Annotated in this window: 19 protein-coding genes; 11 read left to right on the top strand and 8 right to left on the bottom strand. The window is 44.5% G+C overall.

All coding sequences use genetic code 11. From position 1 onward, the window contains the following. Positions 1–92 precede the first annotated feature (92 nt). The 4 genes from QZW82_RS14845 to QZW82_RS14830 form a co-directional block, all read right to left on the bottom strand. Positions 93–2906: an AAA-like domain-containing protein gene (locus tag QZW82_RS14845; RefSeq protein WP_293149347.1), complete on the bottom strand. Its 2814-nt coding sequence runs from the start codon at positions 2904–2906 to the stop codon at positions 93–95. A gap of 19 nt (positions 2907–2925) precedes the next feature. Next, positions 2926–3456 carry a type IV pilin-like G/H family protein gene (locus tag QZW82_RS14840; RefSeq protein WP_293149345.1) on the bottom strand — a complete coding sequence of 177 codons (531 nt, stop codon included), beginning with the start codon at positions 3454–3456 and terminating at the stop codon, positions 2926–2928. Between the two features lie 218 nt (positions 3457–3674). Continuing rightward, the gene (locus QZW82_RS14835) at positions 3675–4235 is read right to left on the bottom strand and encodes a paraslipin (RefSeq protein ID WP_293149343.1); all 561 of its coding nucleotides are present in this window, start codon (positions 4233–4235) and stop codon (positions 3675–3677) included. Positions 4236–4373: 138 nt separating this feature from the next. Beyond that, positions 4374–4916, bottom strand: a complete 543-nt coding sequence (locus QZW82_RS14830) for an NfeD family protein (protein ID WP_293149341.1) — start codon at positions 4914–4916, stop codon at positions 4374–4376. 174 nt (positions 4917–5090) lie between these two features. On the opposite strand from QZW82_RS14830, the gene QZW82_RS14825 reads away from it, so the two are divergent. Then, a complete protein-coding gene (locus QZW82_RS14825; protein WP_293149339.1) occupies positions 5091–6854 on the top strand; it encodes an AAA-like domain-containing protein in 1764 nt (587 codons plus the stop codon). Between the two features lie 214 nt (positions 6855–7068). Here the strand turns inward: QZW82_RS14825 and QZW82_RS14820 are convergent, their stop codons facing one another. Continuing rightward, a complete protein-coding gene (locus QZW82_RS14820; RefSeq protein ID WP_293149337.1) occupies positions 7069–7629 on the bottom strand; it encodes a Uma2 family endonuclease in 561 nt (186 codons plus the stop codon). Between the two features lie 417 nt (positions 7630–8046). Between QZW82_RS14820 and QZW82_RS14815 the strand changes: the two genes are divergently transcribed. From QZW82_RS14815 to QZW82_RS14795, 5 genes are all read left to right on the top strand, one after another. Further along, positions 8047–8634: a type IV pilin-like G/H family protein gene (locus QZW82_RS14815; RefSeq protein WP_293149335.1), complete on the top strand. Its 588-nt coding sequence runs from the start codon at positions 8047–8049 to the stop codon at positions 8632–8634. Between the two features lie 94 nt (positions 8635–8728). Then, complete coding sequence (locus tag QZW82_RS14810; protein WP_293149333.1) at positions 8729–9724, top strand: type IV pilin-like G/H family protein; 996 nt, start codon at positions 8729–8731, stop codon at positions 9722–9724. 23 nt (positions 9725–9747) lie between these two features. Continuing rightward, positions 9748–10539, top strand: coding sequence for a sterol desaturase family protein (locus tag QZW82_RS14805; protein WP_293149331.1), 792 nt, complete (start codon positions 9748–9750; stop codon positions 10537–10539). After that, the gene (locus QZW82_RS14800; RefSeq protein ID WP_293149329.1) at positions 10508–11107 is read left to right on the top strand and encodes a rhodanese-like domain-containing protein; all 600 of its coding nucleotides are present in this window, start codon (positions 10508–10510) and stop codon (positions 11105–11107) included. Before QZW82_RS14805 ends, QZW82_RS14800 begins: the two co-directional genes overlap by 32 nt. A gap of 114 nt (positions 11108–11221) precedes the next feature. Continuing rightward, the gene (locus tag QZW82_RS14795; RefSeq protein WP_293149327.1) at positions 11222–11380 is read left to right on the top strand and encodes a hypothetical protein; all 159 of its coding nucleotides are present in this window, start codon (positions 11222–11224) and stop codon (positions 11378–11380) included. Here QZW82_RS14795 and QZW82_RS14790 read toward each other — a convergent pair. Beyond that, positions 11377–11745, bottom strand: coding sequence for a Lin0512 family protein (locus QZW82_RS14790; protein ID WP_293149325.1), 369 nt, complete (start codon positions 11743–11745; stop codon positions 11377–11379). The two genes, QZW82_RS14795 and QZW82_RS14790, sit on opposite strands and share 4 nt — an antisense overlap. A gap of 289 nt (positions 11746–12034) precedes the next feature. Here QZW82_RS14790 and QZW82_RS14785 point away from each other — a divergent pair, with 289 nt between their 5' ends. Further along, positions 12035–12949 (top strand): branched-chain amino acid transaminase, encoded by a 915-nt coding sequence (locus tag QZW82_RS14785; protein WP_293149323.1) that lies wholly within the window; start codon positions 12035–12037, stop codon positions 12947–12949. A 235-nt stretch (positions 12950–13184) separates the two neighbouring features. Here QZW82_RS14785 and fghA read toward each other — a convergent pair whose 3' ends face one another. Both fghA and QZW82_RS14775 read right to left on the bottom strand, forming a co-directional pair. Next, positions 13185–14063, bottom strand: coding sequence for an S-formylglutathione hydrolase (gene fghA / locus QZW82_RS14780; protein ID WP_293149321.1), 879 nt, complete (start codon positions 14061–14063; stop codon positions 13185–13187). A 91-nt stretch (positions 14064–14154) separates the two neighbouring features. Further along, positions 14155–15264, bottom strand: a complete 1110-nt coding sequence (locus tag QZW82_RS14775; protein WP_293149319.1) for an S-(hydroxymethyl)glutathione dehydrogenase/class III alcohol dehydrogenase — start codon at positions 15262–15264, stop codon at positions 14155–14157. Positions 15265–15342: 78 nt separating this feature from the next. Here QZW82_RS14775 and QZW82_RS14770 point away from each other — a divergent pair, with 78 nt between their 5' ends. The 4 genes from QZW82_RS14770 (at position 15343) to sppA (ending at position 19379) form a co-directional block, all read left to right on the top strand. After that, complete coding sequence (locus tag QZW82_RS14770) at positions 15343–16026, top strand: SDR family oxidoreductase (protein ID WP_293149317.1); 684 nt, start codon at positions 15343–15345, stop codon at positions 16024–16026. A 145-nt stretch (positions 16027–16171) separates the two neighbouring features. Continuing rightward, complete coding sequence (gene fni / locus QZW82_RS14765) at positions 16172–17221, top strand: type 2 isopentenyl-diphosphate Delta-isomerase (protein WP_293149315.1); 1050 nt, start codon at positions 16172–16174, stop codon at positions 17219–17221. 146 nt (positions 17222–17367) lie between these two features. Beyond that, a complete protein-coding gene (locus QZW82_RS14760) occupies positions 17368–17550 on the top strand; it encodes a hypothetical protein (RefSeq protein WP_293149313.1) in 183 nt (60 codons plus the stop codon). A gap of 8 nt (positions 17551–17558) precedes the next feature. Beyond that, positions 17559–19379 carry a signal peptide peptidase SppA gene (gene sppA, locus QZW82_RS14755; protein ID WP_293149311.1) on the top strand — a complete coding sequence of 607 codons (1821 nt, stop codon included), beginning with the start codon at positions 17559–17561 and terminating at the stop codon, positions 19377–19379. The last annotated feature ends 188 nt before the right edge of the window (positions 19380–19567 follow it).

Below are 19567 nucleotides of genomic sequence, written 5' to 3'. Positions count from 1 at the left end.
TTGATGTACTCCACAGTAGCGTTTAAAGTCTTTGGGGGTTAACTTTTGTAATTCTTCGTAATTCATATTCTCAATCTAATTTTTGTTTTATTTTACCTCGAACGATTGCACTTTCGCAAGAGGTCTAATCTACTGTCTGAGCGACTTTCAATCCCGTCGCAGAGGTGGCGATTGCTGGAATTGGCGATCGCATTTGTCTGAAAATAATTGCGGGCGACATTGCAGCCCCGCACCAACAAATCATCAATATTCAGATTCCACAGTATCACCGTACCATCAGCACTCGCACTAGCGATCGCCTTACCATCAGGACTAAAAATCGCACTCCAAACAGCAGCCGTATTACCTGTTAAAGTGTGTAGGGGCAGTGCCCCCGTGCCTGCCCTGCCATCAATTTTCCAGAGTCTCAACATTTTATCTTTGCTTGCAGATAGTAACATTTGACCGTCGGGACTAAAAGTGACATTTGTGACTTGACTGGGATGTTTTAAGATACTCAGGAGTTTACCATCTTTGCTCCAGATTGTCGCATTTGAACCAGTACCTGCGATTGCGAGCATTGTGCCATCAAAACTAAAACTTGTACTCATAATTGTATCCTTCTCTACCTTTAAATTTGCCAGTAAATTACCTGCAATGCTAACTTCCTTAGCCTGCTGCGAAGACAAGTTTGCCAAAATATTTGTCAAATCCGCAAGTTTAACTGTTCCATCAGAACAAACTGAAGCAAGTATTTTTCCGTCACGGCTGCAACTAACGTTTGTTACAAAACATTTATCTTGGATCTGCCTCACTATTTTGCGATCGTTCAAGTTTTGCAGGAGCGCATTTCCCTCATTAATTACTAAGGCAATTATTCTGTCGTTTTGGGTAAAGCTAACACCAGTCACTTTTCCGCTATCTACTTTAAAAGTTTGAATCAACTTGCCGTCCACTTGCCAAAGTTTAACTGTATTATCCTCGCCAACTGATGCCAGCCTCTGACTGTCTGGACTAAAAGTCACATTGATAATTCGATGGCTGTGACCATTCAAAACAGCTTTTAAATGACCGTTTTTGTGCCAAATTTTAAGAGTGCGATCGTCGCTAACTGTTAACAGGATTTGACTGTCTGGGCTGAAAGTAATCGAGCTTAATTTAGTAGTTGAACCGGGAAAAATTAGGCGTTTATTAAAACTGTAAACTGCTTGCTCCAGAGCCGTTAAAACCCGGACTTGGATATCTGATGCAACTCCCAGCGAGCGCTGCATTTCTCTGACTGCTTTAATGCTTTCGATTAAAGCTTCCGATTTCTTGCCCGCTGCAAATAGAGTTTCGGAAAACAAACTGAGAGTCAGGATTTTGTTATTTCTTTCCTCAATTGACGGTTTGATCCAAAAAGCAGCAATTAAGATAGAAATCATGAATATTGAACTTACCGTAAAAATTTGTACTTTCAGTCGTTCTTCACGCCAGAGTTTAATTTGAGTAAGTTTTCTAAGTTTTTGCTCGGCGGATAGTTTTTCTAATAACTGATTTTCCCGGCGCAATAGCTCTATTTCTGCTTGAGTTTGCTGTTCGCGATCGTGCAATTCAGCAAATTCCGCCTCTTGGCTAGCAGCTAAAAATTGATAATCTTGGCTACTCAAACTTTTACCAGCAGCCCATTCTCGCGCATCTTGCAATGCTTGACCGCGCAATAATCGAGATTCATCTTGACAATTAGATGCGAGCCATGCTGTTAGTGATTCGGCGTATGGCCGCAAATCTCCTAGTGCTTTTTCTACCCAATTTTGGTTGAATATCGATGCGTAAATGCGGTTGTTTACCGTTAATTTTCCGCCTCGTTTTACTACTAATCCGCTGAGTCGCAATTCAGTTTGTTCGGGAGAGTCATCAGCGCTGATTCCCCCTGCAAGGGCGGGCACGGGGGCACCGCCCCTACAGTCGGGGGGTTCTGAGAGTGCCAATATTTTTTGATATAATCCTAATAACCTACTAGCGCGGTGCTGATTGCTGAGAAGGCGATCGCGAATTGTCTTCAAATGCACTGGCTCATCAGCAGCTTCCCAATTATCAATAATCTGAGATTGTACTATTTCCCCAATCAACAATCGGTTCGTAGTGAGGACTTTAGTCCTTCTTGCTAATTCCTGCCCTTGAACTATCAGCTTACACAGTTTTTGAGTTAGAAACGGCTGTCCTCCAGTCCACTCCAAAATCTCTTGTAAAACTTCTTGATAATTGTCAAATTTACCCTCAAACCCCTTGACTAAAGACCCAGATTCGTGTAATTTAAAACCCTGAAGTTCAATAGCTCGACCAATATTAAACGGTGTGCGAGTGGCATCGCTAATTAAATCAGACGGCGTAGCAACTCCCAGCAAAGCAAATGTCAACCGCTGGTATTCTGACTTGTGAGCGCGTTTGTTGTAGCAAGAACGAATCAAGGCAAAAAAATCATCCAGCGATTCTTTGAAACTGAGAACGCTATCAATTTCATCAATAAAAATGACAATATTTTGAGTGATTTTAACCAGCAGCAACTCCTCAATTAACTCTCCTAAACGCTGCACGGGCGGCATCAACTCTCTCTCCCGCCACCAAGCCATAAACTCGGCTGCATCAAACAGGTTGAAACTGCACAAAAGCTTGTAAGCGACGCCCCCGTACCACTTATCGAGGGAGACTTGCTGGCTGCCAATGTCCGAAAGGTCGATCGTAGCACAAGCAATGCGATCGGCCGAGAGCTTTTGTACGGTACGCACCAGCAAACTAGATTTACCCATTTGTCGGGAATTGAGCACGTAACAAAACTCTCCCGCTTTCAGGGCTTGATAAAGTTCCGAGTCAGCTTGTCGCACTACATAAGTAGGCGCATCTTGCGGGAGACTGCCGCCGATTTGGTATTGGTAATCGACTGTCATAAGCTTGCCTTTAGTTAAATTATTTTGTCACTTCTGTTGTGCCTTCACCGCAAGCAATTTTACCATTTTCATAGGTGGGTTCCGCTGGTTTAAATGTACTGCGATTATCAGCTTTGCACAATATGGATATTGTTTTGATTTCATCTTTAGCAGCATTGGGAACAACTTCTTTAGCAGGCACTACAAAGACACCGCCGACAGAACTTTTAAGTTCTGGCTGCTTGGATACTCCATAACTAAATGCTGCTTTCTTAGTGGCGCGAACTGAATATTTGTAATTTGTTGTCTCGGTTTTAATGCCAATTGCTAAAGCATCAACAGAAGGGCTAAAAACACTTTTTTCTGCATAATAAGACTGCTGGTTTTTGTTCATTATGCTGACAATTCTTTTCGCTTCCGATTGCTTGTTTTTAGTAGTAACACCCAGAAAAATTGGCAAAATAATCATGTTAGCCACTCCAACACAGATTATAAGGAATAAGAATCTGCATAAGAATCTGCAACCGCCATAAGCTCCCTTATCAACAATAGATTCTTGATTCTTAGTCATGGTTTTGTCTCCTTAAATGGTAAATACAAGGCGAATTAATACCAATTTTAAACGAAATAACAGTATTCTTGTCCCCCCCCTTGGCAAAGGGGGGCTAGGGGGGGGCTTCGAGTGTTGCACGATTTTAGAAAAATGGTATAAATTCAGCGAGGCAGAGCCAAAGCATCTGCGTTACCAGGCAGAGCATGGTAACGAGGAAAAGAAGGTAATACTAATCCCTAAGCTCGCAGCTTTTGTGCTTCTTTTCTATCTAGGGATGTTGGCTGAATCACTTTAGTACCGATCGCAAAATCGCGCAATTCCACCCTCGTAAACTTCACACCCCAAGGATCGGTGGTTGTATCCAACTCCTCCACTAAAGCATTATTGAGTAAATTGCGAGCCGTGTAAAGTTCCTCTACAGTTAATTTAGCAATGTGAGTCCGAATCGAAAGAATCAGCATATTGAACATGGCTTCCTTGAGATTCTGCACCTTGTAGGAAGCTTTTTCTAAGTCAATTACTCGCCAGTAGACAATAAATTCAACGGTGACGGAAACGCGATCGCCAGTTGTGCATTGTTGCGGTGGCAGTCTTAAAATTTGCTCGCGCAGAGTTTGTTTGTAGGCGACTGTTTCGACAAACGGAATCAGAAATGTCAAACCCGGTTCGAGTTTTTTGCGATCGTACTTTCCGAAAATCTCAACTAAGGCTTCATCTCCTTGACGCACAATTTTAACGCTGCTGGCTAAGGATACACCTGCGATCGCAAAAAACACGGTCAAAAAATACTGATACATCGTGAATCTCCTAAACAGTTGACAGTTGACAGTTGACAGTTGACAGTTAATAGTGATTTCTTAGTCCGCGAAGGCGGACTTTGTTCGTGTAGAAGCGATTTCAATCGCCGTCTAATAAAAGAAGTAACAACCCAAGATTTAGCTATTGACGTGAATTAATTGGTCAGGTACAACAATCAACGTGTTTCCTTCGCGGCGCAAAACGTAAACTTTTTGTTTGGGCGCGATTCCTTGGGAATCTTCATTGCGCGCTTTCCAAGAAGCACCTTCATAAATCACCATTCCGGTTTCTCCCGGGAAAATTTCGGAGATAGTTGTCGCTTCGGTTGCTTCGGGAATCACAAACTTTTTGCGAACAATGAAAATCGGTCGAATCCATATACTCAAGGCGAGAGAGATTCCCATCCAGTAAAATATCTGCCAGTCAAAATCTTCATACATTACATTCGCCCAACTAAACTGAAATGTTACGGATCCTCTCCACAAAACAAAAGATGAAATTAAAGCAGCAACCCCCATCATCAGCACGTAAAATCTGTATCTTTGGGGCTGAGTTTTTTGGATGAATAAATCGATCGCACTCAGCACAATTCCGACTGTGAACCAAAACATCGGCGGTGTGAATGCAAAAGACGATCGATTAGTGGCTGATGCCAGCGACCAAATTAGGATAGAATACACAATACTTTTACCTCCTTTTGATGCGATCCAACCTTGTTATTTCTCATCTAATCAGGTGCCTATTTGAGTTCGCGAGTGAGTTATTTGAAAATTCATCGACTTTTCATCGACTTTTTATCGACTTTGGGACGGTTAGCATTTATGATGGTTTCAGTGTCTCGATTGTGATAAACAATGCCGCGATCGCTCAGGCTGCGTCTCCAGTCCATTCCCGCAGTTAAATCCTGCCTCCTCCGCAACGGCTTTCCCAGTCAGAAAATTTTGGCTGAGGATTTAGGGATAGCCCAATCTACTGTCAGTCACTTCCTGAATGGCAAACCTGTGGATTATGCCAATTTCATCGAAATTTGTCGCGGATTGGGGCAGGAATGGCGCGATATAGCCGATTTTGAGCTGGAATCGCCGCCCGATCGCGTTTTGTCAAAATCTGCAAAAATTGCGATCGCCCAATCCACTCCAAACCTCCCCCTGGTTCAGCAATTACACCAAGCTTTAACTGCCGCCAGCCACGAAGTATTTTTAGTTAACAAAAACAGCAGCAAAGATAACTCATATTTAAAGCTTTGCGATTATTTACTATTGCTGATTTCCCCCGAATCGGCTGCTAGCGAAATGATATTGGAACAAGTGCAACTAGCCCAAGAATTGCACAATTTAACTCCTCATAAACCAGCAATTTTACCGATTTGCATTGAATTAAATTCACCATTTTCTTTCGATTTACTGCACTATTTAGCAGGGATTCAGCTCTGGCATTGGCGATGTGTCGGCGACTCATCAAATTTAATTTCAGAAATTTTGATGGTAATTAAAGAAGGCCGCACATCCTTAAATCCCGATCGTGAATTAGCGGTAAATTTTAGCCAGATCGATAACACAAAACAGTCAATAATTCAACCGTTGCCAGCAGCAGCGCCCGAATTGCCGGGAGGACAAGTAGATTTAGCTTCTCGGTTTTATATCGATCGCCCTCCTATCGAATCTCGGTGTTATGAAACCATTGGCCAGCCGGGAGCGCTGATCCGCATTAAAGCTCCCAGACAGATGGGCAAAACTTCTTTAATGGCGAGGATTTTGCATCATGCAGAAGAGCAAGGTTCTCGCACGGTGGCGCTGAGTTTTCAGCTAGCAAATAGGAGAGTTTTCGCTAATTCAGATACATTTTTGCAGTGGTTTTGTGCTAGCGTCGGTCAAGAGTTGGGAATGCTGGAACAGTTGCCGAAGTGCTGGGAATTAGCAGACTTAATTGGTAGCAATCAGTGCTGTAAAGCTTACTTTGAACAGTATTTGCTGTCGGAATCGTCACCGCCTTTGACTTTGGGTTTGGATGAGTGCGATCGCCTGTTTGAATCGCCGGAAATTGCCGATGATTTTTTTGGATTGTTGCGCGCTTTGCACGAAGAAGCGAAACGCCGTGATATCTGGAAAAAGTTTCGCTTGATTGTGGTGCATTCTACGGAAGTATATATCCCGCTAGACGTGAATAAATCGCCGTTTAATGTAGGATTGCCGATCGAAATTCCGGAGTTTAATTTACAGCAAGTGCAAGATTTGGCAAGGCGCCACGGATTGAATTGGAGTGAGGCGGAAGTTGCAAAATTGATGGGGTTAGTGGGCGGAAATCCTTATTTAGTGCGGCTGGGAATGTATCATATTTCCCGTCAAGATGTGACTTTAGATCGGTTAGTGCAAGAATCGGCAACTGAAGCCGGAATTTACAGCGATCATTTGCGGCGGCATTTGTGGAATTTAGAGAAATATGCGGAATTGATGGAGGCGATGAGAGAGGTGGCGAGTGTTTCCCAGCCTGTGCGATTGAAGTCTGAATTAGGGTTTAAGTTAAATAGTATGGGGTTGGTGAAGTTGGATGGAAATCATTGTATTCCTAGATGCCGGTTGTATGAGGAGTATTTTCGCGATCGGCTAAATGGCAAATAATCCCGATCGTTGGTGTCAACTTAACGTCAAACCCAGTCATAGACTGTTGTTTGACTATTAAATCTAGATCCCCCCTAGCCCCCCTTAAGAAGGGGGGGACTGGAAGCGCTCTTTAAGTCCCCCTTCTTAAGGGGGATTTAGGGGGATCTAGACTTAGGTAAAAGCGAGAGATACCAGGAGTTTCAAGCTTAAGTTGACACCTATGAATCCTGATTTATCCCAATACAAAATCAACGCTAACTTGCAATTCTGGAAATGTCAGTGGCGAAACTTCCTCGCCTCGCCAAAATCTTAACGTTAAACTATAACCGTTAGCAGTTGGCTGACGGTAAACTTCTAAACAGTTTTCTGGTAAATTGACAATCCATACTTCTTGAATTCCCGATCGAGCATAAATAGGAATTTTCACATCTTTGTCATAGTCTATTGAACTGTCAGCTACTTCTATTAGTAATAAAACTTCCGATGGTGTGGGATGTGCAGTTGAATAGTAATCAGCACGAGGTGTTAGCAATATCACATCCGGTTGCGGCTCGGTTCGTTCGCTTAACTGCACGGGATTTTGTACGTCAAAAATAGCGAGGTTTTCGGGAATTTGACTGCATAGTCTGGCTAAGCGTCTCACAGAAGAAGCGTGACGAGTTCCAATTGCTGCCATTTGTACAAGTTCTCCTTCTATGAGTTCTATGCGATCGTCCTTTGAAAGAATACCAGCTTTACCCATCAGATGATATTCTTCGACTGTGAACAGTTTTTTGAGCAATTGCACTGCCATAACTCACCGTGCCTCTAATCATCTTTTAAATTATAGTCTGTTTTAGTATTGAATGCCAGTTCGTTTAAGACATAATGAAAACAGGACTGGAACAACGGGCATCGGTAAAATTCAATTGTAGGGTGCGTCAGATGAGTTTCTTAAACGATTGTTCAGCGTTTCGGGAAAGTAGAGCACCTTACCAGTTGTGACAATTGCGTAACTCCCAAAAAAGTCGATGAGAAGTCGATGAGAACTCACTCATGTTCTCAAATAGTCATCTGATTTAATGGAAATACGGTAGAAAGTGCGATCGCCCAGGTTGGCAAATCCTCGATCGAAAGTCAAAGAGGCGCTACTTCAAAGCCGAATATCGCACATCTCCTCAAACGGATCGTCGTCTGAAAACCTCTGGTGTAAAACATTTGGAGAACAAGTATGCCCCTCAAAGAACAGCCTGAACTAAATCAAATCAACCAAAAATCGGAAGAAGCGAAATTTTTGGCAAAAAATTATCAATCCGATCGACCCATAAAAAGTGGAGGAACTTTACGGATTATTGAGTTTTTTATGGTTGTGATAATTATTGGGATACTTTCTGCGATTGCCCTGCCCTCTTTTATCTGTTATCGTGGCAGCTGGTGTACTAACGTGAAGCAGTCAGAAGCTAAGGCATATCTTGGCTCAATGAACCGCGCCCAACAAGCAAAATACGCAGAAAATGGCGCATTTTCTAATTCCATTACTGCCCTGGACCTCGGCATTGAAACTCAGACAATCAACTATAACTATTCAGCCATAGCTACCAAAAATGCTGCTTTTAGTTATGGGGTAGCCCGCAGCAATAATCTTCGTAGCTATGTCGGGGCTGTATTTTTAGTACCTGTTTCCCCAGAAGCTAACAGTACAAAGACTACTGTATCCATGCTGTGTCAAGCAAATTCTCCTGGGAATATCCAACCAGCTAATCCTATCCTTCAGAATGATGTTCCTGTCTGCGCTGCTGGTAGTCAAGTGGTTAGGTAAATTAAGAGGCGTTACCTGACAGTCAAATATCGCACATCTCATCAGAAGAATCATCGTCTAAAAACCGTTCACGTAAAATATTTGGAGAACAAGTATGCAACTCAAAGAAAAGCCTGAACTCAATCAAATCAACGAACAATCGAAATTTTTGGCAAAAACTTATCAACCCGATCGGCCCCTCACAGAACCTAAATCTGTCGCCAAAGTCGATCGCACAAATTTGCAACCCATCCAAGAACCTAAATCTGTCGCCAAAGTCGATCGCACAAATTTGCAACCCATCCAAGAACCTAAATCTGTCGCCAAAGTCGATCGCACAAATTTGCAACCCATCAAAGAACCTAAATCTGTCGCTAAAGTCGATCGACAAGATTTGCAACCTCTCAAAGAACCTAAATCTGTCGCTAAAGTCGATCGACAAGATTTGCAACCTCTCAAAGAACCTAAATCTGTCGCTAAAGTCGATCGACAAGATTTGCAACCTCTCAAAGAACCTAAATCTGTCACAACAGTCGATCGGCAAGATTTGCGGCCGATAAAAAACCTTAAATCTGTGGCAAAAACTTATCAGCCAGATTTGCGTTCCATAAATGAATATAAATCTGGTGAAGGAACTTCACGCATTATTGACTTTTTTGTGGTTGTGATAATTATTGGGATACTTGCTCATATCGCCCTCCCTTCTTTTCTGCATTGTGGCAATAAAGCGATGCAGTCAGAAGCTAAGCAATATGTTGGCTCAATGAACCGTGCCCAACAAGCTTATTTTGCAGATAAAGGTGCATTTTCTAATTCCATTACTGCCTTGGGCATCGGCATTAAAACTCAGACAACCAACTATAACTATTCGATCGGCGCTACGAAAAATGCTGCATTTAGTTATGCGGGATCTCGCAACGAAAAACACAGTCTTCTTAGCCATGTGGGGGCTGTATTCTTAGTACCTAGTTCCGCAGCATATAACTATGAAAGCACTACTGTATCCATTCTGTGTCAAGCAAATTCTCCTGGGAAAACCCAACCACCTAATCCGATCCTTCAGAATGGTGTTCCTGTCTGCGCTGCTGGTAGCAGTGAAGTACCTAAGTAAATATCGACATTAATCAGAATCTCATGTCACCTGAAATTATCAAAGGTTTCGTCATCTTAGCCTGCATCTTCATTCCCCTAGAAAGAATCTTTGCTTTACACAATCAAAAAGTCTTTCGTCGCGGCTGGAAAACCGATGCTACCTATTTTTTTACAGGTCACTTTATTGGTCGATCGTGCGCTATTGTTGTGGCTGTAACCTTGTCGCTGATGACTGATTTATTCAACCCGGAATTGCAAAGTGAAATAGCCTCTCAACCTATCTGGTTGCAGTTTGCAGAAGCAATTGTAATTTCCGATCTGGCATATTACATCGCTCACCGACTGCTGCATGAAGTACCGTGGCTTTGGCAATTTCATGCAGTCCATCACAGCATCGAACGCATGGACTGGTTGGCAGCAGTGCGGGTGCATCCCTGCGAGCAACTCTTTACTCAGATTTGCAAAATGATGCCTCTTTACTGGTTGGGATTTACTAAGGAAACTTTTGCGATTTATGCTCTTTATTCGGTGGCGATCGCATTTTTAATTCATGCTAACATTACCATCAAATTTGGCCCGCTCAAGTGGTTCGTCGCCACCCCGGAATTCCATCACTGGCATCACAGTAAAAGTCCCAAAATTCATAACAAGAATTTTGCCGTTCAGTTGCCACTTTTAGATTTGCTATTTGGTACTATGTATATGCCAGCAAAAAAAATGCCCGAACGATATGGCATTTCTGATTCTATACCTGCTGGATATGTCGGACAAATGTTCTATCCATTTTCAAGGATGATGCAAAATGCTAAATCTCAATTTCAAACAAAGTATTAATCTCAATTCTCGCCCGTTGCGGGTAATTATGGTTTTGATATTAATTAGTCTCGGTTCTTTGAGTGCATTTTCCCTATATAATCACATGGATATTCCAACTTTTATCGCCAGTTTAAATACCAAACAAGTAACTGTTGCTGAATTGCAGCAAGGTAAGTTGAAATCGGTGATTTTGATAGATGTACGATCGCCGGAAGAATACGCGGAAGATCGGATCGCTGAAAGTCCGCTGGTTCCCCTAATCGATATTGAGATGGGGCTCGGGGCCAAACAGGTTAAAGCCCTTGTCAAAGCTCAGGTTAAAGACGATCGACCTCAGCCAATAGTTGTACTTTATTGTGCCAGAGGAGGGCGATCGATTAAAGCATACCAACAGTTGGCAAAAGTCGATCAATATTCCCAAGGCACTCCGGGAAAGGAGACTAATAAGATTCAGGATATTAGCCTAAATGTTGTTGTTCTTTCAGGCGGCATTAAAGCGTGGCGGCAAGCAGTACCCGCTCAAAAAGATTCCCAGATATTAGCCCCAATTACTTTATCTCAGAAAGCTGCTATCAAAAGTAATTAGGTTATAACTCACATCTTGCACCATTGTCAGCAACAGGCTGTCCGGCCTGTTCCACAAAGAGTGAATTTCTTGTGGAACAGGCTGTCCGGCCTGTTCATAAAAGCCTTATTGAGAATGGTGCAAGATCTCAGTTATAATAAATTAAGCTCAATTTATTTTGGTTTAGTAGGACGATTTCCGCAGCTACAACAACGAGCGATCGCACTATTTGCATTCTGTTGGCGATCGCATCCAGTCACCTTACCAGCAGTGGAAACTGGCACAATTAATTAATCTTCAGTTTCCACAAAAACACTCACAGCAGCCACGGCGATCAACATTTCATCATTTTTATCATTCAGAGAGGCGATCGCCCTTCCTGGCACAATCATCCCCCCTTGCTCGACAATCAGAGTCTTGCTACCAAAAGGCAGCACCGCCAACACATCATCGGGCCGCACTTGTTCGGGATAAGGAACCGCCACCTTTACCTCCACAATCATTTGATTGGGGTCAGTCAAACCCGCCACTTCCCAGACGCCTAGGAGAGCATTATTGGCGATCGCATTTCGTACAGCCCTAGCCGCCGCGACAGTCGGTTCCTGCCCGTGCTGGTCGATACCCATCCCCATTTCAATGATGAAACATTTACGTGCCACAGTTACTCCTTCCTTGATTTTTGCTCGCAGTCGAGCGCACTCTTTCTCAAAACAATTATCAACCAAACCGACCGCAATTTAGATTATTTTATAAATCGCGATCGCAACACAACAATCATCCCAGTTCAAAAAAAAACAATCCAACAGCAGACCATCTCAAAACTCATAGTTCATCAGTCAATCCCAAATCCCAAATCCCAAATCCCAAATTTAAAATCGCATAACTTATGGTAATATAACCAAAATCACCATTCCTCGCGGACTGCCCAACTCATCGCCAGCTTGAATCATGGATAGTTTTCTCCCCATCGCCTACTTTCAAAACCAATTTCTCCCATTTACCGACGCCAAAATCTCCATCGCCACCCACGCCCTGCACTACGGAACCGGAGTTTTAGGCGGGTTGCGAGGAATTCCCGACCCCCAAAATGGCGATCGCATCTTACTATTTAGATTAGACCGCCACTGTCAAAGATTAAGTCAAAGTGCCAGCTTCCTCCACTGCGATATTCCCGCCGACAAAATCCAACAAATCATCATTGATTTTGTCAAAAAAAATCAGCCCAACAAATCTTTTTACATCCGTCCATTTATCTACACATCCAGTTTAGGAATAGCCCCCCGACTGCACAACGTCGAAACAGACTTCTTTGTCTACGGATTAGAACTCTCCGACTACTTGCCCAAAGAAGGAGTCAACTGTAGAATTAGCTCTTGGTACCGCCAAGAAGACCGCAGTTTGCCACTAAGAGGTAAAATTAGCGGCGCCTACATCACCTCAGCCTTAGCCAAAACCGAAGCAGTAGAATCCGGCTTCGATGAAGCTATCATGATGAATACTCAGGGAAAAGTCAGCGAAGCTTCAGGAATGAACATATTTGTCGCCAGAAACGGCAAATTAGTTACTCCCGGTTTCGATCAAGATATTCTCGAAGGAATCACCAGAGACAGCGTGATAACAATCGCCCGAGACTTAGGAATAGAAGTTACAGAAAGACCCGTTGACAAATCAGAACTGTTGATTGCAGACGAGATTTTTCTGTGCGGAACCGCCGCCAAAATTACGCCAATTAACCGAATAGAAAACTATCAATTGCCGAAAAACCGACCCATCACTGAAAAGATTTTGGAGAAACTGACGGGAATTATCGAAAATCGCGATCGCAAGTACAAAGAGTGGGTATTTGCGATCGATCTAAATTAATATTGTAGGGTGCGTCAGTTTAGCAATTATCAATCATCACTAAAAATCTCATTCTGACGCACCATTCGAGGAGTGCGTCAGTTGCGAAATTGTTAATTTGTTGCTGCAAAAATCTCTCTGACGCACTCTACTTCTACGAACCTTTAGGACTCAAGTCCTTACTACTCTTAGTCTGCGGAGGCAGACTTAGTGTGTGTAGTCGCGGTTTCAACCGCCGAGTCACTACAAACCTATTTTACTTGCACAAAGCAGCCGCATGATGGCGAATGTGATCCTCCATAAAACTAGCCACAAAATAATAGCTGTGATCGTAACCTTCCTGCATCCTTAAAGTCAGTGGCTGTCCCACTTTTGCACAAGCTGCTGCGAACACATCCGGCAACAATTGTCCGTCAGCTAGATACGAATCATCAGTACCGCAGTCAATCAAAATCGGACGCTTGTATTGCTGTTCCAGGACTAATTCGCTAGCATCCCAAGCCTTCCAACTCTCCTTATCGCCACCGAGGTAGTGTCCAAATATTTTTTGTCCCCAAGGGCTGCGGACGGGCGCGCAAATAGGCGCAAAAGCCGAAACTGAAAGATAGCGATTCCCTTCGGGATAGCTTCGCTTCACGCCATTTTTTAACGCGCAAATTAAAGCCCCGTGTCCGCCCATCGAATGACCGAAAATTCCCTGTTTTTCGCGTATCCCTGGAAAGTTTGCGGCGATTAAATTCGGCAACTCATCAACCACATAACTGTACATTCGATAGTGAGAATTCCAAGGTGTGGCTGTCGCATCCACATAAAAACCCGCGCCGCTTCCCAAATCCCAATTGTCGGCTTCCCCAGGAATGCCAGTATTGCGGGGGCTAGTGTCGGGCGCCACCAGCATTAACCCGTATTTTGCTGCCCATTGTTGCGCCCCCGCTTTTGCCATAAAGTTCTCTTCCGTGCAGGTTAATCCTGATAGGAAATACAGAATTGGTACGGGTTGACTTTTGGCTTGCGGCGGCTGATAAACAGTGAATTTCATCTCGCTGTTGCACGCGGATGATTGATGGCTGTAAAAGCCGAGTTTGCCACCGAAACTTTTGTGTTCTTTGTGCAGTTTTAGGGAGTTAGAGGGCATATTAATTCTATTTCATTTGTGAATTAGATTTTTTTTAACCGCAGAGAGCGCAGAGGGCGCAGAGGAAGAGAGAACAGAGAAAGATTTTTGTTCAAAATGTTAAAACTGTGCGAATTACTTTGCCTTTGTGCATTAAATCGAAAGCTTCATTAATTCGATCGATTGGCATTATCTGAGTTACCAAACTATCAATATCAATTTTACCATCCATGTACCAATCAACAATTTTAGGAACATCGGTTCTGCCCTTCGCGCCGCCAAAAGCCGTGCCTTTCCACACCCTACCAGTTACTAATTGAAACGGGCGGGTGCTAATTTCTTGCCCTGCTCCCGCTACCCCAACAATCACGCTCACGCCCCAACCTTTGTGACAGCATTCCAAAGCTTGGCGCATCACATTAACGTTGCCGATACATTCAAAACTGTAATCAGCTCCGCCTTTGGTTAAATCTACTAAATAAGGAACTAAATCGCCCTCAACTTCGCGGGGATTCACGAAGTGAGTCATGCCGAATTTTTCCGCCATTGCTCGTTTGTGGGGATTCATATCTACGCCGACAATCATGTTGGCTCCCACCAGGCGCGCTGCTTGAATTACATTCAAACCCACGCCGCCCAAACCAAAAACTACTACATTAGAACCTGGTTCTACTTTGGCAGTATTGATGACAGCGCCGATGCCAGTTGTAACGCCGCAGCCAATCAAACAAACTTTGTCAAAGGGAGCGTCATCGCGAATTTTTGCTACGGCAATTTCTGGCAATACTGTATAATTAGCAAAGGTAGAAGTTCCCATGTAATGGAAAATTTTCTCGCCATTAATTGAAAATCTGCTCGTGCCATCGGGCATTACGCCTTGTCCTTGAGTGAGGCGAATTGCTTGACAGAGATTCGTTTTGCCGCTCAAACAATACGAGCAGTTGCGACATTCGGGAGTGTAAAGTGGAATTACCCGATCGCCCTTTTTGACACTTGTGACTCCCGCCCCAACTTCCGCAACAATCCCAGCTCCCTCGTGGCCGAGAATTGCCGGAAACAAACCCTCGGGATCGGCGCCGGAAAGAGTATAAGCATCGGTGTGACAAACACCCGTCGCTTTGATTTCTACCAGCACCTCCCCATCTCGCGGCCCATCTAGATCGACCGTTTCAACGGTCAAAGGTTGGCCGGCACTGCGAGCAACTGCTGCTTTTACTTTCATGCTTTCCCCCTGGGATGATTTGTTAAATGCTCCGTCAATATGTATTCTATTACTTAATCTAAAAATTGCACCAATTCTATGACAAAATTAATTGTAATTACCGGAGTCAGTCGCGGTCTCGGTCTCGCCATGACCGAAAAGTTTATTGAATTGGGACACACAGTTTTAGGATGTGCGCGTTCTGCCGAAGCAGTGGAAAAACTCAAACAAAAATATCGCGCGCCTCATGATTTTACTTGTTTGGATGTCGCCAGCGACGAGCAAGTCAAAGCTTGGGCTAGAGAAATTTTGGCAAAGCAGCAACCGCCAGATTTGCTGGTTAACAATGCAGCTATCACTAATTATTCCGCGCCGTTGTGGAATGTCAGCAGCGAAGAGTTTTCTCAAGTAATTGATGTTAATATTAAAGGAACCGCGAATGTAATTCGCCACTTTGTCCCGGCAATGATTGCGCGAAAAAGTGGTATAATTGTCAACTTTAGTTCGGGTTGGGGAAGGTCAACTTCGCCGGAAGTCGCACCCTATTGCGCTTCTAAGTGGGCGATCGAAGGATTGACGCGATCGCTCGCCCAAGAACTCCCGCGAGGCATGGCAGCGATTCCTTTGAATCCCGGCATAATTCACACCGATATGCTGGAAATCTCTTTCGGAGAACACGCGGCAAGTTACACGCCAGTCAAAGCATGGGTGCAAAAAGCAGTGCCTTTTTTGCTGAAATTGAAACCTTCGGATAATGGAATGCCGATGACCGTTCCGGGATAATATAGCAACAGAAAGCAGAATTTGCGAACATCTCTCTTTTCTACTCCTCTGCGCCCTCTGCGCTCTCTGCGGTTAATAAAAAATCTCAGAAATGAAATAAAATTGCTATATTCCTAACTCAAAACTCTCTCCCCAAATAGCCACTGTGAACTTGCCATTAACCTCGCCCTCGCAAACCGAAACCCGCAAAGCAGACCACCTCAGGATCTGTCTCGAAGAAGACGTACAATTTCGCGAAACTACCAGCGGACTGGAACACTACCGTTTTACTCACTGCTGTTTGCCAGAACTCGATCGCACCCAAATCGATCTCACCTCCACATTTCTCGGCAAAAAACTAGGCGCTCCCCTGCTAATTTCCTCAATGACAGGTGGCACAGAACTAGCCCAGACCATTAATTATCGCCTCGCCGATGTCGCTCAGGAATACAAACTGGCGATGGGAGTCGGTTCCCAGCGCATCATCGTAGAAAACCCTCAACTTGCTGCTACATTTGCCGTGCGCCGCCGCGCTCCCGATATTCTGCTATTTGCTAATATCGGAGCGGTTCAATTAAACTACAATTACGGTTTGGAAGAGTGTCAAAAAATTATCGATATTCTGGAAGCAGATGCCCTAATTTTGCACCTCAATCCGCTGCAAGAGTGCGTTCAAACTGAAGGCGATACTAACTTTAAAGGACTGCTCGAAAAAATTGCTAAATTGTGCGATAAATTACCAGTACCGGTGATTGCGAAAGAAGTAGGCAACGGTATTTCTGGAAAAATGGCACAGAAATTGCGATCGGCTGGGGTAAGCGCGATCGACATTGCCGGAGCCGGAGGCACTTCTTGGGCCAAAATAGAAGGAGAGCGAGCCAAAGACAGCAAGCAGCGCAGGTTGGGTGCCACCTTTGCCGACTGGGGAATTCCGACAGCCGAGTGCGTTGTCAGCACCCGCGCCGTAGCGCCGGATGTTCCCCTGATTGCCTCTGGAGGCTTGCAAAACGGCTTGGATGCAGCCAAGGCGATCGCCCTCGGCGCGGATGTTGCGGGGCTGGCGCGGCCGTTTCTGCAAGCAGCCGCAGCATCGGAATCAGCAGCAGGTGTTCTAGCTGAGGTTTTAATTGCAGAAATCGCTACGGTGATGTTTTGTACTGGCTGCGCTAACCTCGACGAGTTAAAACATCCTGGGGTTTTGGAAAGGTTAAGATAAAAGTAAGTCAGTTGGCAGTAGTCAGTTGGCAGTTGGCAGTTGGCAGTTGGCAGTTGGCAGTAGTCAGTAGTTACTGATTATTGGAAGAGATTAAAAAATAAGAAATAAGAAATAACAACTGCCAATTACTAACTGCCAATTACCAAATGTTAATAATTACCAACTGTCAACTGTCAACTGTCAACTGTCAACTAAGAGGGCAGGCACGGGGCACTGCCCCTACCACACGTCAACTGTCAACTGTCAACTGTCAACTAAGAGGGCAGGCCCGCACCATCCACTGCCCCTACCACACGTCAACTGTCAACTGTCAACTGTCAACTGACTAATTATCTAAATGAAAGATTTCCTAAAATATACTTGTGCAAGTTTGCTGGGAACCTTCCTGGGATTGTTGCTGCTGGGCGGCATCGGATTGGGAGGACTGGTACTGCTAATTGCTCTGGCGGCATCGTCGTCTAAAGATTCAGGCCCGCAAGTTAAAGATAAGTCTGTACTGGTATTAGATCTGTCTCTAAATATCACCGATAGCAAACCGAGCCGCAGCACGAGCGCGGCGATTCAAGAAGCTCTTTCGGATGAATCCGGCGATGCTGTGACGCTGCGTACTGTTTTAGATGCGATCGAATCTGCGAAAAAAGACCCGAAAATCGTGGGGATGTATCTTGAAGGCAGTTCGGATTCCAGCAGCAGCGGGTTTGCTAATCTCAAAGAAGTTCGATCGGCATTACAGCGTTTCCGAGATGCCAAAAAACCCATTTTTGCTTACGAAATGGACTGGAGCGAGCGAGATTATTACCTCGGTTCCGTTGCAAATACAATTGCTATCAATCCTTACGGCTCTCTAGAACTCAACGGTTTTAGCAGTCAAGCCATGTTTTTGACCGGTGCTTTCGAGAAATACGGCTTGGGAGTCCAAGTCACTCGCGTCGGGAAATATAAGTCAGCCGTCGAACCGTTTTTGCTCAAAAAAATGAGCCCGGAAAATCGCCAGCAAACCCAAAAACTGCTCGGAGATATTTGGGGCGAATACCTGAAAACTGTCGGCCCGAGCCGCAAATTGACCGTTCCCCAACTGCAAGCAGTTGCAGATAATGGCGGAACTTTGATGGCTAACGAAGCTCTCAAAGGCAAGTTAGTTGATAAAGTTGTCTACTTTGATGAAATTGCAATAGAACTGAAAAAACTAACAGGAACCGATGCAGAAGATAAATCTTTCAAGCAAATAAGTTTGAAAAACTACGCAAGAGTTGCTGAGAGTAAAAACTCTACTCGCGCTCACAAGAAAAACCAGATTGCTGTCCTTTACGCTGAAGGTGAGATTGTAGACGGCGAAGGCGGCCCGACTCAAGTAGGGGGCGATCGCATCGCTGAAGAAATGCGTAAAATCCGAGAAGATGACGACATAAAAGCAGTAGTTTTGCGCGTCAACAGCCCTGGAGGCAGCGCGACGGCTGCGGAAGTCATCGGGCGCGAAGTCGCGCTGACGGGCAAAAAAAAGCCAGTTATCGTGTCGATGGGCAATTTAGCAGCTTCCGGCGGCTATTGGATTTCGATGGGTTCTAGCAAAATCTTTGCCGAAGCCAGTACGATTACTGGTTCCATCGGCGTTTTTGGGATGCTATTCAATGCCGAAAAGCTGGCTGCTAACAACGGCATAACTTGGGACGTGGTAAAAACCGCCCGTTTTGCGGATACTAACACGGTTTCCCGCCCCAAAAATCCTCAAGAATTGGCGAATATTCAGAGAATAGTCGATCGCATTTACGATCTATTTATCACCAAAGTCGCCGACTCCCGCAAACTGTCAAAAAACAAGGTGCAAGAAATTGCTCAAGGCAGAGTTTGGTCTGGTATCGCAGCGAAACAGTTGGGTTTAGTGGATGAAATTGGCGGCCTAGAAGATGCTGTTAGAGAAGCGGCTAAGCAAGCTAAACTAGGCGACGATTGGCAGTTAGAAGAATATCCAAAACGCCGCAGTTTGGAAGAGCGAATTTTGGAAAGAATATCCGGCGTTCATGTGTTAAAACCAGCCACCAAACTCGACCCGCTGACGGCCGAAGTTAAGAAAATGCAGGATGAATTGGCTGTTATCAAGTCGATGAATGACCCGCAAGGGATTTACGTTCGCTTACCTTTCGACTTGCGGATTAATTAACTTTGTCGTAGCGGTTTCAACAGGTTCGTAGTGAGGACTTTAGTCCGCATCCGTCAGAGGACTAAAGTCCTCACTACGAACCAATCTTATTCTGGCAGGTTCGTAGTGAGGACTTTAGTCCGCATCCGTCAGAGGACTAAAGTCCTCACTACGAACCAATCTTATTATGGCGGCAGCGAGGGTTATTG

The sequence above is a fragment of the Microcoleus sp. bin48.metabat.b7b8b9.023 genome, from assembly GCF_013299185.1.
Taxonomy (GTDB): domain Bacteria; phylum Cyanobacteriota; class Cyanobacteriia; order Cyanobacteriales; family Microcoleaceae; genus Microcoleus.
This window is presented reverse-complemented; position numbering and strand designations above follow the sequence as displayed.

What these genes read in the sequence shown, in the direction of transcription:
- QZW82_RS14845 (WP_293149347.1), bottom strand. Translation starts at nt 2,906, where the DNA reads ATGACAGTCGATTACCAATACCAAATCGGCGGCAGTCTCCCGCAAGAT.
- QZW82_RS14840 (WP_293149345.1), bottom strand. Translation starts at nt 3,456, where the DNA reads ATGACTAAGAATCAAGAATCTATTGTTGATAAGGGAGCTTATGGCGGT.
- QZW82_RS14835 (WP_293149343.1), bottom strand. Translation starts at nt 4,235, where the DNA reads ATGTATCAGTATTTTTTGACCGTGTTTTTTGCGATCGCAGGTGTATCC.
- QZW82_RS14825 (WP_293149339.1), top strand. Translation starts at nt 5,091, where the DNA reads ATGCCGCGATCGCTCAGGCTGCGTCTCCAGTCCATTCCCGCAGTTAAA.
- QZW82_RS14820 (WP_293149337.1), bottom strand. Translation starts at nt 7,629, where the DNA reads ATGGCAGTGCAATTGCTCAAAAAACTGTTCACAGTCGAAGAATATCAT.
- QZW82_RS14815 (WP_293149335.1), top strand. Translation starts at nt 8,047, where the DNA reads ATGCCCCTCAAAGAACAGCCTGAACTAAATCAAATCAACCAAAAATCG.
- QZW82_RS14810 (WP_293149333.1), top strand. Translation starts at nt 8,729, where the DNA reads ATGCAACTCAAAGAAAAGCCTGAACTCAATCAAATCAACGAACAATCG.
- QZW82_RS14805 (WP_293149331.1), top strand. Translation starts at nt 9,748, where the DNA reads ATGTCACCTGAAATTATCAAAGGTTTCGTCATCTTAGCCTGCATCTTC.
- QZW82_RS14800 (WP_293149329.1), top strand. Translation starts at nt 10,508, where the DNA reads ATGCTAAATCTCAATTTCAAACAAAGTATTAATCTCAATTCTCGCCCG.
- QZW82_RS14795 (WP_293149327.1), top strand. Translation starts at nt 11,222, where the DNA reads ATGGTGCAAGATCTCAGTTATAATAAATTAAGCTCAATTTATTTTGGT.
- QZW82_RS14785 (WP_293149323.1), top strand. Translation starts at nt 12,035, where the DNA reads ATGGATAGTTTTCTCCCCATCGCCTACTTTCAAAACCAATTTCTCCCA.
- fghA (WP_293149321.1), bottom strand. Translation starts at nt 14,063, where the DNA reads ATGCCCTCTAACTCCCTAAAACTGCACAAAGAACACAAAAGTTTCGGT.
- QZW82_RS14775 (WP_293149319.1), bottom strand. Translation starts at nt 15,264, where the DNA reads ATGAAAGTAAAAGCAGCAGTTGCTCGCAGTGCCGGCCAACCTTTGACC.
- QZW82_RS14770 (WP_293149317.1), top strand. Translation starts at nt 15,343, where the DNA reads ATGACAAAATTAATTGTAATTACCGGAGTCAGTCGCGGTCTCGGTCTC.
- QZW82_RS14760 (WP_293149313.1), top strand. Translation starts at nt 17,368, where the DNA reads ATGTTAATAATTACCAACTGTCAACTGTCAACTGTCAACTGTCAACTA.
- sppA (WP_293149311.1), top strand. Translation starts at nt 17,559, where the DNA reads ATGAAAGATTTCCTAAAATATACTTGTGCAAGTTTGCTGGGAACCTTC.